The following is a 15,262-nucleotide window of genomic DNA, read 5'->3' on the forward strand; positions in this document are numbered from 1 at the left end:
GCATGGCACTACTTGGCGTAAGCAACCTTGAAAAAAGCTTTGGAACAAATGTCATCTTTCAGGATGTATCCTTTGAGGTACAGCAGAGTGACCATATTGGGCTGGTCGGCGTCAACGGCTCCGGCAAAACAACGCTGTTTAAAACACTGACCGGTGAATATACACCCGACGCGGGCAACTTTTACAAGGCGAAAAATACGGTTCTCGGCTATATGGAACAGCACGTCTGCCGCGACCTGGACCACACCGCCTACGCCGAGGTATTAACCGTATTTTCCAACCTGCTGAAAATGGAAGCCGAACTAAATGAACTAAACAACGCCGTAACCGCCCACCCCACCGAGAAGCTGATTGAGCGGCAAACCACGCTGAATGACCGTTTCGTACAGGGCGGCGGACTTACCTGCCGTGCACGGGCACGCAGCGCCCTGCTGGGGCTGGGCTTTACTGACCAGCAAATGGGGCAGCCGGTTCGGGTGCTCAGCGGCGGTCAGCGGGCAAAGCTGCAGCTGGCAAAAATGCTGCTCTCCGGTGCGAATCTGCTGCTGTTGGACGAACCGACCAACCACCTGGACATCACCAGCGTCGAGTGGCTGGAGGACTTTCTGCGCAGCTGGAACGGTGCCTTCATCGTCATTTCTCATGACCGTTATTTCCTTGACCGGCTGTGCGGACGCATTTTTGAAATGCACAGTGGGCACCTAACTACCTATAAAGGCAACTACACTGCCTTTCAGGAACAGAAAGATTTAAATGACCTTTCGGAAGAACGGCAGTATGAAAATACTCAGCGGGAGATTCACCGGCTGGAGGGCGTTGTCACCCAGCTGCGCCGCTGGAACCGCGAAAAGAGCATTAAAACAGCGGAAAGCAAAGAAAAAGCCATTGCCCGTCTGGAAAGTACGCTGGTTACACCGGAGGCAAAGGCAGAACACCTGCAGTTCTCTTTCCCTACGCCGGAACGCAGTGGCAACGATGTGCTGACCGCGGAAAATCTTTCCCTGTCCTTTCATAAGCGTCCCCTTTTCCGCAACGTTTCCATGAATCTGCACCGCTGTGAGCGCGTGTTCCTGCTGGGGCCAAACGGCTGCGGCAAGACTTCTTTATTAAAAACACTGTTGGGAAAATACAAACCGGACAGCGGAACGATTCGTTTCGGTGCCAATGTACATATTGGCTACTATGACCAGCTGCAGACCGGCCTGAATATGCAGAACCGTGTCATTGATGAAATATGGGATCTGTACCCGCAGATGACGGAAACCAAGGTCCGCTCTGCTCTGGCTATTTTTCTATTTCACGGCGAGGATGTATTCAAGCCCGTTTCCGCCCTTTCCGGCGGCGAACGCGCCCGTGTGCTGCTGCTGCATCTGATGCTGGGAAAAGCAAACTTTCTGCTGCTGGACGAACCGACCAACCATTTGGACATCACCTCAACGGAGGCATTGGAAAGTGCCTTGCAGCAGTACGAGGGGACTCTGTTTATTATCTCCCATGACCGATACCTTATCAATCAGCTGGCTGACCGCATTTACTGGCTGACATCGGAGGGCGTCATTCCCTATACCGGCAGCTATGACAGTTTTCTGCAGCAGCGCAAAGAACAGCAGGAGCAGGAAGAAAAAGTGCAGAAAGCGGGACAGCCAAAGACAAACGACTATCAGCAGCGCAAGGCACGGCAGTCCGTCCTGCGCAAACAGAAGGCACAGCTGCGGCGGCTGGAAGACCACATTGATGAAGTGGAAAAGCAAATGGAAATACTGAACGGGCAGCTTTCCAGCCCGGCAACCGCCAGCGACTATGAAAAGGCTATGGACCTGACAAAACGGCTGGAAGAAGCCAAGGCGGAGAACGACCACCTGCTTCAGGAGTGGGAAACTCTGACACAGCAGGTGGAGGACGCCGAAGCCGCACAGGGATAACTGTGTTTTTATTGATACGTTATATAAAGAAGAAGGTTTCTCATTTTGAAAGTATCCGCCATAACACTTGGCTGCAAAGTCAACCAATACGAAACACAAGCCATGCTGGCGCAGCTGGCACAGGCCGGTTTTACCATATGTGATGGTCCAGCCGACGTCATTCTAATCAACTCCTGCACCGTAACCGCTCAAAGCGACCACAAGGTTCGGCAGGCCCTGCACCGTGCCCGTCGGGAAAATCCAGACGCCGTGCTGGTACTGACCGGCTGTATGCCACAGGCTTTTCCGGAGCGGGCGGCGTCCCTTGCGGATGCCGATATTGTGTTGGGAAACGCCAACCGGTCCGGACTGACACAGCATATCCTTAATTACCTCTCCACGCACCAGCGCATTGTGGATATTGAGCCGCACGGTAAAACTTTTGAAAAAATGCAGGTTACTGATTTTTATGAGCGCACCCGTGCTTTTGTAAAAATTGAGGACGGCTGCAACCGTTTCTGCACCTACTGCATTATTCCCTATGCCCGCGGCCGTGTGCGCTCCAAACCGCTGGAAGACCTGCGGTCGGAACTGGCGCAGTTAGGAAAACATGGTTATCGGGAAGTTGTGCTGACGGGCATTAACCTGCCGGCTTACGGGCAGGACTTGGGCCTGACGCTGTGTGATGCCGTGGACGCCGCCTGTGCTGTCCCGGAAATTCAGCGTGTCCGGCTCGGCTCGCTGGAGCCGGAACAGCTTTCACCGGAAGTAATCGCCCGCTTGGCCGCCCAGGAAAAGCTGTGTCCGCAATTCCACCTGTCCCTGCAAAGCGGCTGTGACGCTACCCTAAGACGCATGAATCGCCATTATACAGCGGACGAGTACCGGACCATTGTGCAAAACCTGCGCCGGGTGTTCCCCAATGCTGCGATTACGACCGATATTATGGTGGGGTTTGCCGGTGAAACGGAGGAGGAGTTCCAGCAAAGTCTTGCTTTTGCCCGGGAAATAGCCTTTGCAAAAGTACACGTTTTCCCCTACTCCCAGCGTCCTGGCACCCGCGCGGCAGATTTCCCGGGACAAATACAAAAGTCGGAAAAAGAAAACCGCTGTCACCAGATGATTGCCGTCACACAGGAAACGCGCCGCGCGTTCCTACAGCAGCAAGTCGGCCGAACTGAGCCGGTCCTGTTTGAGCGCCGCCGGGAAAACGGCGCCTTGGAAGGCTATACGCCGAACTACACGTCCGTACTGGTTTCCTCTGCCGAAGAGCTGACCGGAAAAATTCTGCCGGTTAAGGTCACCGAAGCGCTGGAGGACAGCTGCCGCGGCACACTGACAGGTCAGCTTTAAGAGAACATCTTCATCACATTCTGCACCTCCTGCTGACGGCCGGGCGCCATCATATCATCATACGCAAACAGCATAAACCCATCACAGTGCTGCGCGCGCGCGGTTTTTATTTGGCGCGCAATAATGTCCGTGCTGCCGCTCCAGGAACCGCTGTCCGCACTGGTGTCCGCCTTGTACATTCCCAGACCAAAGTAAAGCTTCACACCTTTTGCCGTAACCAGGCTGCGCCAGGAATGCACGGCCTTTTCATACGGCAAAATGGGGTTGTTATAATTATAATAGACCTGCGGGCAGACATAATCCACATACCCCTCTGCCTGACACCATGCTGCCGCATCCGCGCCGATTTTTCGGTCATTTTCTAAGTTGCCCTGCGGTGAAACACCAAAAACCGCCTGCGGGCGGCTTTTTTTTATGGCGCGATATGTGCGGGAAATCAGGTCGTTGATATTGGCACAGCGCCAATCCTGCCGGGAAAGTACCTCCCCAGCTTTTTTTCCGGCACAATATGCGCGGTAGGAAGCAGCGTCAAACGAGTCATCGCTATCCTCCGGATAAAAATAGTCGTCAAACTGAATGCCGTCCACATCGTAATTTGCCGCCACCTCGGCGGCGCCGTCCGCGATATACTGCCGTACACCCTCCCAGCCGGGGTCCAAATATTTTCCGCTTTTGCAGCTGGCCGCCCAGCCGGCCTTCGCCGAATCTTTGGAAAAGCGGTTCCACGGGTTGCCTTCCGCCAAAATGGAGGGCGCCGCGCCCAGCTGCACCCGCAGCGGGTTAATCCACGCGTGAAACTGCAGTCCCGCGCCGTGTGTAATACGCACCATCTCTTTCAGGGGGTCATATCCGGGCGCAGTGCCCTGTGTACAACCAGTCAAGTGTGACCACGGGTACAGCTTAGAGGGATACATAGCGTCACTGAAAGCACGCACATGCACCACCAGTGCATTCATGCCGCGTGCCTTTGCATTCTGTACAATCTCCGTATAGTGTTTCAGAAAAACGTCTTTTCCCTTCTGCTGTTGTCCAGACATATCCAGCGTGTAATATGGCACCCACACCGCGCGCATTTCCTGACCTCCGGTTGCCGCCGCCGCAGCTGTTTTTCCGCTGGCGGCTGCGCCTGACGCAGAAGATGCCAGCGGTGCGCTTTCCGCCGTACTGGAAACAGGCGAACTTTTTCCGGCAGACGATATATCCGCCCGTTTTACGGCCATCGTTACCAAAACCGCCGCTGCCAGCATGAGCACGGCCAGTCCCTGCCTGTGTCTGTGAAAAAGTGAAATGACCATCTTCCCATCTCCCGTATCTTTTTTCCGGGCCGCACGGCCCATTCCTTTGTTCGGTTGTCCTTTCTCCTTCCAGTATATGAATGGTATGGAACGAAAAAGCACAGATTCTCCTCCGAAAAAACCGATTGCATCACAGCCTGCTTTTGGTGCGGTCCGCGGTTTATTTCAGCTGCTTTTTCTCCTAAAAGTGGCAAAAGGCGCACTTTTTTCGTGAAGATTGTTCTTCTTCTTTCATGCTTCATTGCTATAAAGTGTGGAACATGCTATAATAAATTCCAAATTGCGGATTTTGCACTTCATTGACGGAGGGAAGAATGATGGAAAACGAACTAAACGCATGGCTTTCGAAAATTGACAGTTGTATCTGGGGAATTCCACTCATCGTGCTAATTCTTCTGGTCGGCGCTATCTTGACCATTCAGCTGAAAGGGATTCAGTTCCGGCATCTGCCGGAAGCGTTCCATTTCATGATGTGGAAAGGCAAAGGAAAAGGGGAAGTTTCCAGTTTCGGTGCATTATGCACGGCTCTTTCGGCAACTGTAGGCACGGGCAACATTGTCGGTGTTGCCACGGCTATTACGGCCGGCGGACCGGGCGCACTGTTTTGGATGGTCCTGGCCGCCTGTCTCGGTATGGCCACCAAATACGCTGAGGCTACGCTTGCGGTGCGGTACCGCAGCATTGACAAGGACAACCACGTCCTTGGCGGGCCATTTTACTACATTGAACGCGGCATGAAAGAAAAATTCGGGGGCAGCTTCAAATGGCTGGCAGCTTTGTTTGCCGTTTTCGGCTGCCTGGTCGGTCTGATGGGTATCGGCACCATGACGCAGATGAACAGTATTACCAGCGGTATACAGAACTTTTTCGACCCGAAAAAGGCCAACACTGTTTCCCTTTTCGGCAGCAATTATTCCTGGACAATCGTTATCGCGGCAGTAGTCATCACGCTGCTGGCCGCGCTTGTCATCATCGGCGGTCTGAAGCGTATTTCCGCTGTGGCGACTAAAATCATTCCCACTATGTTTGCGATTTATATCATTAGTGCTGTGTATGTCATTTGTTACAATGGCGCAAACATCGGCAGCGCATTTGATCAAATCTTCCACGGTGCCTTCAGCGGAACAGCCGCAGCCGGCGGGTTTGCCGGTGCTGTGGTGGCAGAAGCTATCCGCAACGGCATTGCACGCGGAATCTTTTCCAACGAATCCGGCCTTGGCAGCTCCCCCATTGCAGCGGCCGCCGGCAAAGTGGCTTTCCCTGCACAGCAGGGACTGGTTTCCATGCTTGGTACTTTCTTTGATACCATTATCATCTGCAACCTCACGGGCCTGTGCATTGTTTCCTCTGGTGCCTACAAAGTGAAGGGACTGGAAGGCTTCTTCGTTACCGACAACGCTTTCCGGAAAGCCTTTTTCTTTGCACCGGACGTCGGCTCTTTCCTACTGATGATTTGCCTGACACTGTTTGCTTTTACAACGATTCTTGGCTGGAACTATTACGGTACCCGCTGCATTTCTTACCTGTCCTCCGGCAGCAAAAAGGCCATCATTGCCTACAACTGGCTGTACATTATTGCGCTTGCAGCAGGTCCTTTCCTCGCCCTAAATTCCATCTGGACATTGGCAGACATTGTAAACGGCCTAATGGCTTTCCCAAACCTGATTGCACTGTTCTCTCTTTCCGATGTTGTAAAAAAGGAAACGGATCATTTCTTTGATTATCTAAAGAAAAATCCTTACAAAAAGAAAAAGCAGCAGAAAATATGCGCTGAAGAATAGCGCTTTCCACTGTTTTTGTTTCCCCGGCCGCTGTGCCGGGGATTTTTTATGTATTTTCTGATGCTTCTCAGCAGAGTGCGTAGGAACCGTGGCCCTCCTCGCGAAGAGCCATGGAGAAAAAGGTGCGCATGGCCTGCGCCAGATAAGCCGGGTCTTGGCTGCCGGCCGTTTCATATGGGGAATGCATGGCCAGCTGTGCCAGACCGATATCAACTGTATTCAAGGAAACATGCGCGTTTGAGATATTGCCCAGCGTCGAACCGCCGGCCATATCGGAACGGTTGAGGAACTCCTGCCATGGCACATCTGCCTTCTCACATACAGCCTTAAAAATGGCGGCGGATACGGAATCCGTTGTATACTTTTGATTTGCATTGTATTTGATGACAATGCCGCCGTTCATACGGGGACGGTTGACCGGGTCTGCCCTATCCGGATAATTGGGGTGCATCGCATGTGCATTGTCCGCGGAAATCATAAAGCTGGAAGCAATGGCCGTGCGGTTCTGCTCCGCTGTACGGCCGCAGGCAATACCGATGCGCTCCAGCGTATCCGACAGGAACGTGGAATCGGCCCCCTGTTTGGTGCCGCTTCCGACCTCCTCGTTGTCGAATATCGTAAAGACAGGAACGCTGTTTGGATTCTCCTTTGCGTCCAAAAAGCCACGAAAATCCGCGTAGCCGCACTCTAGGTCATCTAAATGGCCCGCCGAAAGGAATTCCCGATGCGCACCCCATATGGTGCCGGGGGTCCGGCTGTACAGGAACAAGTCGCTGCCCACAATCGCGCTTTTGTCCACTTCGGCACTTTCAGCGATAAAATCCATAAACGTCCCCTTAGCACTGAAATCGCCCAAAACCGGCAGCATATCTTTCTGTGGATTATAGGCATGGCCACTGTTCGCATTGCGGTCCATGTGAATTGCCAAACTCGGAATCATGACAAAGTCGCGGTCGACATTGACAAGCCGGCTGACAAATTGGTTTCCTTTCCGCAGGATAAGCTTGCCCGCAACAGACAGAGGCCGGTCAAACCACGGCGCACACAGCATACCGCCATATTTTTCGACGTTCAGCCTGACATATGCGTTTTCAACCCCCATCTCTGGGTTTTCTTTGATTTTAAAACTGGGAGAATCACTGTGTGAAGCGGCTATTTGGTAACCAATAAAGTCCTTTTTCGGAACACGGAACGCAATGAGTGACGATTCATTGCGTGCAACAAAGTATTTGCCTCCCTCCGCAAGGGACCAATGTGCCCCCTCGGAAAGTTCCGTGTAGCCAGCCTTCATAAGCACTGTTCGCAGATTTGCTATTACATGATAGCAGGTCGGGCTTTTCTGCAAAAAATCCAGTAGTTCTGTTGTCATATGTTCATACATGGTGTGAAATTTCCTCTTTCATCTGAAAATATGCGGCAGTGTAAAAAATGCCGTTTGCTGTCGTACAACAATCAGTATACCTTTCCCTCCGTTAAAAAGCAATGGAACAGCAAAACAGCACTGTACGCCGAGGCGTCAGTGCCGCCGAAATGAAAATTAAAGCGTACCTAAAAATCCCTGCAGCCGCCGGGCAATGAGACAATGTCCTGCGTCATTCGGGTGCAGGCCGTCCGGGCAATAGTTTTCCCGCAGCACGCTGTTTTTCGGCTGAATGCCGCTGACAGCATACAGGTTCAGTACCGGAATGGCATAATCCTGCGCCACCTCCTGAATGATACGCACATAAGCGGAAAGCGGCCCATAGTCCGTCTTTTTATAGCCTTCTCCCCTCGGATTGTCCTCGTCCATTCGGTGCAGCGGTGTCATGAATACAATCGTCGCCAGCGGGAACTTGCGGATAAGCTGTTCCATCAGCAGACGGCATGCACCAGAAAATGTAAACATGGTACGGTCCCTCAGCGAGCCCAAAGGAGCATCGCCATGCCCAAAGTCGTTGGTCCCACCAAAGACCACAACGGCATCCGCGCTGTTGTCCATCGCGTTCGCCCGCTCAGCAAAATACTGGACGTCCCAGTCCGGATACATGGAGGGATGCAGCTGGCCAGCAATGCGTGTACCGCTCACCGAGTAATTATTTGCCTTAGCAAGGGGAATGTTTCTCTTTAATACGTTCGGATAAATATTCTTTTCATCTGTGACACCGTCCCCGGCGGTAATGCTGTCACCCAGAAAATCGATTACTTTATTTGTGAAGTCCACATCATCACTCCCTGTTTTCATGGAACTATATCGTCGGTTTTCGTCAACAACCCATGATATGCAGTATTCACGGACCAGATATAAATCACAGATACCGTTCCTTGTTTACTTTGGATAAAAATCCGCCCGCGGGAATTCTATTTTGCGGAAGTATGCACAGCTATCCGCCGGCAGACTGCTGCACGTCCGTGGCACGGTACATTTGTACGACAGCCGACAGCAGGTACTGCGCAGCAATCGGACGGAACTAAGCAGTCCGGCTGTTACATATACATGTAAACACGGTTCTTCATAGGCGCCGCAGGCACAGCACGCAGGCTTTAACCGCAAACGAAGCGGCAGTGCGGCCGCCTCCACCGCAAATCGTGGACTTTTTTCACCGAACCGGGCACCCATAGGCGCCGTAAAAATGCGGATTGGCGGTTCTTTTCCACCGTAAAGCATCACCGTCCGGCGGTACTGTATGCCTGCCTGAAGATACATTTTTTCTATTTGATGGGGCTTTGGTTCATCAAACGCGTTTGAAAAGCATACAATTTTAAATGGCTTGCCATTAAAGTCAAAAAACTGCAGAAAAAATTCAAAAGAAAAAAGAAGTTCAGCCTGCCAGTATCCCTGACAGAGCGGCGATGGAAGCGTATTCAGAACCTCTATGCGGCTGACATGAAAGCTGCCCTTCCTAATTTCTGCCCGTGAGGTACAGATGGGTACTGCCACTGGATGGTCCGGCAGCAAAATCCGGCCAAACTGCCCGCAGCCGCTGTCTGCAGTGAGAAACAGGCATTTACAGGATTCCTTTGAAACAGCAGGCCCCAGTTCTTCACACAGTTTCAGCCGGCAGCTGTCCTGCAGCATCCAGATGGAAAAATTGTCTGCATTCATGGTTCCGCCTATCTCCTTCCTAATATTTTTTTCGGAAATATTTACTACACAATATGAAATAAATGAAAAGCGGTGAAGGAAAGATAGGCAAAATCCTTTTTCTCTGCATCAGAAGCGATTTTCTTACAAACTTTGCGGGCGACTCAAAGTTTCTGCTGAAAACGGCGGATTTTTTAAGCCGGAACGGCTTTTCTGTACATATCTGTCGTTCCGTGGACGAGGACCTCAGCCGCTGTGACGCAGTCTGGCTTTTTAATCTCACCCGCCTAACGGAAACGTATGCCTTTTTTACGGCATCACAAAAGCTGAAAAAACCGCTTTTGCTGACACCAATTTTCTGGGACCTCAGCCGCTACTACCAGTACAGCGGGGATACCGAAAAACTGGCACAGTGGGAATATGACCGACAGTTCCGCCGAGAGATTCTGTCCAGCTGCAGCATGGTCTTTCCAGCCAGTACTGCCGAATACGCATGCCTGAAAACCGACTGCCAAACGGACTTTCCCTGTACCATTGTGTACAGCGGCGCTTCGGAACCAGTGCAGAAGCTCCCCCTTCCCCGGGAAATTGCCGCCCGAAAGCCATATGTGTTCTGTTCTGCCCGTATCTGCAGACGAAAAAATCAGCTTGTCCTGTGCCAAGCTGCCGCTGCCGTCGGCTGGAATGTGCTTCTTGCCGGAAAAGCGGAGGACCTGCCGTATCTACAGCAGTGCCTTGCACTGCCCCATGTTTTTTATCTCGGTTTCCTGCGGGAAACAGCGCTTTGGCCGGTTTTTGAAAATGCCGCACTGCATGTACTGTGCAGTTTTGTGGAAACGCCCGGACTCGCAAGCCTAGAGGCCGGATTGGCCGGCACAAAGGTCCTGACGACAAAGATAGGAAGTGCACACGAGTACTTTCAGGACTTGGCTGTTTATTGTAATCCATACCAAAAAGACAGCCTTTCCAATACTTTGGCTGCGGCACTTTCCCGCCCTTCGCAGCCTGCCCTGCAGCAGCATATCCGCAGCTTTTTTCTATGGGAAAACTGCCTGCAGCCGCTCCTGCCATGCCTGCACCGGCTGGGGCTGTAAAACACCATTCCGCATAAGAAACATATAATGAACTCGAATGAATCATTCCACTTTTTATTTTCGGGGGTGCACATGAAACAGAGTGTTCTGGCTATTTTCGGCACCAGACCGGAGGCCATTAAAATGGCTCCGCTGGTACAGGAACTAAAAACAAGGGACTCTCTAAAAACAATGGTCTGCGTAACGGCACAGCACCGTGAAATGCTGGACCAGGTACTGCACATCTTCCGCATAAAGCCAGATTACGATATGAATATCATGCAGAAAGGGCAGACGCTTTCGGACATTACCACCCATGTCCTACTGGGCCTTCCCGCTGTTTTAGAGGACGCAAAGCCCGCGCTGGTCCTTGTGCACGGCGACACAACCACTTCCTTCGCCGCGGCACTGTCCGCGTTTTACCGCCACATTCCCATAGGACACGTGGAAGCAGGTCTGCGGACCTACCATAAGGACTCCCCTTTCCCGGAGGAAGCAAACCGGCAGTTTGTCGATACCGTTACGGACCTGTTTTTCGCACCGACCGAGCAGTCCCGGCAGAATCTTTTGCAGGAACACAAACCAGACAGCCACATTTTTGTAACCGGCAATACCGCCATAGATGCCCTGAAGACGACCGTGCAGCCGAACTTTTCCAATCCGGTGCTGGATTGGGCCGCGGGCAGCCGGCTGCTGCTGCTGACCGCCCACCGCCGCGAAAATCTAGGGACAAATATGCAGCATATTTTTCATGCTGTCCGGCGCATTGTAGAAAAGTATGACGATGTAAAAGCCGTATATCCAGTGCACCCGAACCCGGCCATTTCCGGCGCCGCAAAAGAAGCCTTTGCGGGCTGTAAAAATGTTTTGCTGACGGAGCCGCTGGACGTTGTGACCTTTCACAACCTGATGAGCCGTGCATACCTCATTTTAACAGACAGCGGCGGCATACAGGAGGAGGCACCTCACCTAGGGAAACCTGTGCTGGTGCTGCGAGACACAACGGAACGGCCGGAAGGCATTGCCGCCGGTACCCTTCGCCTAGCTGGCACTGCAGAAGATTCCATTTTCTGTGCCGCCGACAAACTGCTGTCGGACACAGAAGCGTACCGCCGTATGAGCGGCGCCGTAAATCCATACGGTGACGGCCGCGCCAGTCAGCGCATTGCCGATGAAATCGTCCGCCTGCTTTGCTGAAACCCCATACCGGCAACACTAAACAGAAAGGTATTTTTACATGAAAAAATCGTTGACTCTGTACCCCACCGCTGATACTTTTACAGACAGCTCCATCCCGGACGGCAACTTTTGCAGGGATGATTTTTATTTTTTAGGATATTTTCGATGCAAAATTATTTACCGTGTTTTTCTTCAGTTCCGTCTTGACCAGATTCCCCAAAACGCGTTTATCAGCAAAGCGGTTCTCAAGCTGTACTGCACCCGAAACGACGAACTGAAACAGCAAAACCTGTTTGAGGTGCACCCCATCACTGAACCATGGAACAACATAGACATTACCGACAGCCATCAGCCGAACTGTGACAAACAGTATGTGCCGCTGGAAGCGGGCTGCTCCGTTTTTGAGCCGGTCTGTGCGGACGTGACCTCCATTGTGCGTATCTGGCAAAAACACCCGGAAGCAAACTATGGCCTCATGCTGAAAGCTGCAGACGAAACACAAAATGATTCTCTCTTGGCCCTGCTCAGCAGCAGAAAAACATACGGAGAACAACGGCCCCGGCTGGAAATAACGCTTGACCTGCCCGAACCGGTGAAAGCAGAATCGAACCGAACGAAAAAAATAGCCATTGTAACGCCGCAGTTTTTGGAGTGGGACGGCAAAAGGTGCATTTTTGGCGGCGGTGAACGCTATCTTGCCGAGCTGGCAGAGCTGCTGGTCAGTATGGGATATCAGACGGACGTCTTTCAGCCCTCCAGTGAACAGCAGTGGAAAAAGGAGTACCACGGATTTACAATTTACGGCATTGGAGATGCCGGTTTTGATGAGGATTTCTTCCTAACGCTGAACCAGCGGTTCTGTGAACTGACCGGCAGCTATGACCTGCACATCTACCTAAGCATGGACCTCACCTATCCGTATGTTTTTCCGAATTCAATATGTATCAGCCACGGCATCTGGTGGGATTCACCGGAGCGGCCGTGGTGGAGGTCCGAAAAATGGTACAGCAGGCTGTTCACCGGTCTCAGCCAAACTGATACGCTGGTCAGTGTGGATACCAACACCATCAACTGGCTAAAAGCCGTCAATCCGGAAATTGACTGTAAAAAAGTGTATATTCCAAATTATGCCGACCTCAGCATCTTTAAACCGGAAGAAACCGGCCGACAGGAGGATGGAAAAATCCGGGTGCTGTACCCGCGCCGGCTGGTGGCGGGCCGCGGCTGGAGCGTAACAAAAGAAATTGCGGAGGAATTGGCGGATGAACGTCCGGATATCGTTTTTTCGTTTGTCGGCCGCGGACTAGAGCAGTCCGAACTGCAAATGAGGATTCTTGCCCAAAAATATCCCAATATCGAATACTGCTGGTACCGCATGGAAGATATGCATTTGGCGTATCAGAATACGGACATTGTTCTCATTCCCTCTTATTACACGGAGGGAACGTCTTTTTCGCTGATTGAAGCCATGGCCTGCGGCAAGCCCGTCATTGCCGGTTTGGTGGGCGGGCTGACCGACCTTGTAATCAATGGCTTTAACGGCCTGCTGATTCAGGTATCCAAGGACACTCTAAAAGAAGCGGTGCTGTGCCTTGCGGATAACGCAAAACTGCGTGAGGAAATGGGCCGTCATGCACAGGAAGTGGCACAGTGCTTTTCAAAGCGGCTGTGGGAACAGCGCTGGAAGCAAGTGATTGAGAGCCATCTATGTGTTTCAAAAAAGAACATCACTTAAAAACGCCGTGCTTTTATAAAAAGCTATGCATCCGGTTTCCGCGGAACCGGCAGAATCGGCGTGATGCCAGGCTCATTCCATGAATAAGCAAAGTGATGAATGGTATGTGTGTTCGGCGTCATTTTAATTTCCCGTGTTTCCCACACCATCGGACAGAAATAGTCATTGGAAAAGATATGCACGTCGTCCTTTAATACCTGTGTTTCGTTTCCTCGCTTTAGGCCGAACTCTTTTTCGGCAAGTTCCGTCATAAACACAACGTTCGGGGAAAGATCCATGGTGCCGTCCGGCTTAAGGAAAGCCCGCTGGCGGTAACAGCGGAGCATGCGCTCAATCCACGGATGACGCGGGACCGCAGCCATAATGCCCGTTGGAATATAGTTCGCCTGCTCAAAGCCCGAGAAGGCATGGAAATTCATAAAACCGCCGAGGTCTTTCAGCACTTCCACGTCTGTATCCATGTAAACACCGCCGTAATAGTAAAGTGCCCACAAACGAACATAGTCACTGACAAAAGCGTATTTTCCACAGCTGTACGCTTCCCGTGTGTATTGGCTGCTTTCCACATCAAACAGTCGTTCATTCCAAACAATAATATGGTATCCCGGTAAATACTTTTCCCAGCTGTCCATACATTTCCGTGCCAGCACGGTCAGGGGCTTTCCCCCAAACCAGCAGCAATGTATGGTGTGTGGAATCAAACTCATGACAGGTGCTCCCTTACAATATAATTTTACTCTATTTTATGTAGGGGAGCTGTACCGTGACAGCATGGTTCCGCGTTCTTTCTCGTCTTAAAAAATCCGTAAAAAAGTTTTCCCGGCTGAAGGTGTCAGTATGAAAAATTATTTTATCGCGCTGAATCCGTCCCACGAAAATACCGCCTGGAGCAAAGCCGCTGAAGATGTTGAATTTTTTTTGAGTCAAATGGGTTTTCACCCAATTCCGGTGCAGCGTTTTCTTGCCGGCATGGAAAGCTGTCTTGCTGAAACGCTGCCCGCTGATGAGGACGGCATTTTGCTCCTGCAGTACCCCAAAATTTTATTTGAGGATTTTAATTTTGACTGGTTTCTTCACTGCATGCGGGTACACTTTCCGCAGTATCGGCTGGTGGCCCTCATTCATGACTTGGATTCTATCCGCTTCGGCGACTTCTTTACGACCGGCAGAATCGCTGAAATTTCCACCTTAAATCAATTTGATTTTCTCATTGCCGTAAACGACAGCATGAAAACGGTGCTGGAAAGACACGGCGCTCTTCCCCGCATTTATTCCATGTCCCTTTTCGACTATACCCTAAAAAGCGGCTGCCGCAGGGTACGACACAAAACGCCGACGATTGCGTTTGCCGGGAACCTAAAGTATGAAGCGTTTCTGTATCAGCTGGATAAAATCGACTGGAAAGGTACTGTGCTGCACCTGTACGGACCAAATCTCAACACCCAAAAGTGGAAGCCGTCCGCAGGCTGCCGCTTTTGCGGTGAGTTTCCGCCGGACGAACTGCCGGATGCAGTAACAGACAGTTTCGGGCTTTGTTGGGAAGGGAACAGCCTGGATGGCTGCCACGGAAAAATCGCGGAATACCTGAAATACACAAATTCACACAAGACCTCTTTTTATCTGGCGCTCGGACTGCCGGTCATTCTTTGTGAGCAGATGCCTACGGCTGCCTTTATCAAACGGAAACACGCAGGCATTGTCATTTCTTCGCTGCATGAACTGCCGGACGCAGTCAATAGCCTGTCAGAGGAGGATTATCAAGGCCTGCACAAAAATTGCCTGCGGCTTTCACACAAACTGCGGCATGGCTGTTTTTTGGGAAATGTCATTCTCCAGGTAATGCGGGATATGCAGAACTGCTCATCTTCTGCCTGAAAGGAGTTG

General features: G+C 51.6%; 12 protein-coding genes. 7 read left to right on the forward strand and 5 right to left on the reverse strand.

The window, feature by feature from the left end; translation table 11 throughout:
- Window positions 1-2 precede the first annotated feature (2 nt).
- Together ACIHKT_RS05955 and mtaB are read left to right on the forward strand one after the other, a co-directional pair.
- Window positions 3-1,922: an ABC-F family ATP-binding cassette domain-containing protein gene (locus tag ACIHKT_RS05955; RefSeq protein ID WP_086035952.1), complete on the forward strand. Its 1,920-nt coding sequence runs from the start codon at window positions 3-5 to the stop codon at window positions 1,920-1,922.
- 45 nt (window positions 1,923-1,967) lie between these two features.
- Complete coding sequence (gene mtaB, locus ACIHKT_RS05960; protein ID WP_086035953.1) at window positions 1,968-3,254, forward strand: tRNA (N(6)-L-threonylcarbamoyladenosine(37)-C(2))-methylthiotransferase MtaB; 1,287 nt, start codon at window positions 1,968-1,970, stop codon at window positions 3,252-3,254.
- Here the strand turns inward: mtaB and ACIHKT_RS05965 are convergent.
- A complete protein-coding gene (locus ACIHKT_RS05965; protein ID WP_404352047.1) occupies window positions 3,251-4,549 on the reverse strand; it encodes a glycoside hydrolase family 10 protein in 1,299 nt (432 codons plus the stop codon). The two genes, mtaB and ACIHKT_RS05965, sit on opposite strands and share 4 nt — an antisense overlap.
- A 317-nt stretch (window positions 4,550-4,866) precedes the next feature.
- Here ACIHKT_RS05965 and ACIHKT_RS05970 point away from each other — a divergent pair, with 317 nt between their 5' ends.
- Window positions 4,867-6,330 carry a sodium:alanine symporter family protein gene (locus tag ACIHKT_RS05970; RefSeq protein WP_174193030.1) on the forward strand — a complete coding sequence of 488 codons (1,464 nt, stop codon included), beginning with the start codon at window positions 4,867-4,869 and terminating at the stop codon, window positions 6,328-6,330.
- Window positions 6,331-6,397: 67 nt separating this feature from the next.
- On the opposite strand, the gene ACIHKT_RS05975 is transcribed toward ACIHKT_RS05970, so the two are convergent.
- The 3 genes from ACIHKT_RS05975 to ACIHKT_RS05985 all read right to left on the reverse strand — a co-directional run bounded on the left by ACIHKT_RS05975 (window position 6,398) and on the right by ACIHKT_RS05985 (window position 9,412).
- A complete protein-coding gene (locus ACIHKT_RS05975) occupies window positions 6,398-7,711 on the reverse strand; it encodes a M18 family aminopeptidase (RefSeq protein WP_086035955.1) in 1,314 nt (437 codons plus the stop codon).
- 156 nt (window positions 7,712-7,867) lie between these two features.
- Complete coding sequence (locus tag ACIHKT_RS05980; RefSeq protein ID WP_404352050.1) at window positions 7,868-8,530, reverse strand: SGNH/GDSL hydrolase family protein; 663 nt, start codon at window positions 8,528-8,530, stop codon at window positions 7,868-7,870.
- 105 nt (window positions 8,531-8,635) lie between these two features.
- Window positions 8,636-9,412, reverse strand: a complete 777-nt coding sequence (locus tag ACIHKT_RS05985) for a hypothetical protein (RefSeq protein ID WP_086035957.1) — start codon at window positions 9,410-9,412, stop codon at window positions 8,636-8,638.
- Window positions 9,413-9,474: 62 nt separating this feature from the next.
- On the opposite strand from ACIHKT_RS05985, the gene ACIHKT_RS05990 reads away from it, so the two are divergent.
- The 3 genes from ACIHKT_RS05990 (at window position 9,475) to ACIHKT_RS06000 (ending at window position 13,378) form a co-directional block, all read left to right on the forward strand.
- A complete protein-coding gene (locus ACIHKT_RS05990) occupies window positions 9,475-10,485 on the forward strand; it encodes a glycosyltransferase family 4 protein (protein WP_086035958.1) in 1,011 nt (336 codons plus the stop codon).
- Window positions 10,486-10,557: 72 nt separating this feature from the next.
- A complete protein-coding gene (gene wecB, locus ACIHKT_RS05995) occupies window positions 10,558-11,661 on the forward strand; it encodes a non-hydrolyzing UDP-N-acetylglucosamine 2-epimerase (RefSeq protein WP_086035959.1) in 1,104 nt (367 codons plus the stop codon).
- 40 nt (window positions 11,662-11,701) lie between these two features.
- Window positions 11,702-13,378, forward strand: coding sequence for a glycosyltransferase (locus ACIHKT_RS06000; protein ID WP_404352055.1), 1,677 nt, complete (start codon window positions 11,702-11,704; stop codon window positions 13,376-13,378).
- Window positions 13,379-13,401: 23 nt separating this feature from the next.
- Here the strand turns inward: ACIHKT_RS06000 and ACIHKT_RS06005 are convergent, their stop codons facing one another.
- Window positions 13,402-14,085, reverse strand: a complete 684-nt coding sequence (locus ACIHKT_RS06005) for a glycosyltransferase family 32 protein (RefSeq protein WP_086035961.1) — start codon at window positions 14,083-14,085, stop codon at window positions 13,402-13,404.
- A gap of 130 nt (window positions 14,086-14,215) precedes the next feature.
- Between ACIHKT_RS06005 and ACIHKT_RS06010 the strand changes: the two genes are divergently transcribed.
- Window positions 14,216-15,253 (forward strand): hypothetical protein, encoded by a 1,038-nt coding sequence (locus ACIHKT_RS06010; RefSeq protein WP_404352058.1) that lies wholly within the window; start codon window positions 14,216-14,218, stop codon window positions 15,251-15,253.
- Window positions 15,254-15,262 lie beyond the last annotated feature (9 nt).

Origin of the sequence: Caproicibacterium sp. XB2, from assembly GCF_044880635.1 — a bacterium.
Classification (GTDB): Bacteria; Bacillota; Clostridia; order Oscillospirales; family Acutalibacteraceae; genus Caproicibacterium; species Caproicibacterium lactatifermentans.